Source organism: Pedobacter sp. ASV12 (assembly GCF_016429155.1).
Classification (GTDB): domain Bacteria; phylum Bacteroidota; class Bacteroidia; order Sphingobacteriales; family Sphingobacteriaceae; genus Pedobacter.
Genome location: NZ_JAELUC010000394.1, coordinates 1 through 301, shown reverse-complemented (window position 1 = coordinate 301; position 301 = coordinate 1). Strand labels below are relative to the sequence as shown.

Annotated in this window: 1 protein-coding gene; it reads right to left on the bottom strand. The window is 63.1% G+C overall.

The window, feature by feature from the left end; all coding sequences use genetic code 11:
- Positions 1–226: 226 nt before the first annotated feature.
- The coding region (locus JHD69_RS20865; RefSeq protein WP_199142216.1) for a DUF2400 family protein at positions 227–301 on the bottom strand (75 nt) is incomplete at its 5' end.

Sequence of the window (301 nt, the reverse complement as noted above, 5' to 3'; positions counted from 1 at the left end):
CCCCCCCCCCCCCCCCCCCCCCCCCCCCCCCCCCCCCCCCCCCCCCCCCCCCCCCCCCCCCCCCCCCCCCCCCCCCCCCCCCCCCCCCCCCCCCCCCCCCCCCTTTTCAAGCAGAAGACGGCATACGCGATCATGAGTACTGTCTCGTGGGCTCGGAGATGTGTATAAGAGACAGCCCTAATTCAGGAGTCTATGCAATGACTAATGACACTAATGAACCAATAAATTAAAACTTCTCTTCTATTCCTAAGCCAAACAGGGCAAAATCGTATTTGACCGGGTCTTGCGGATCGAGTTCCCG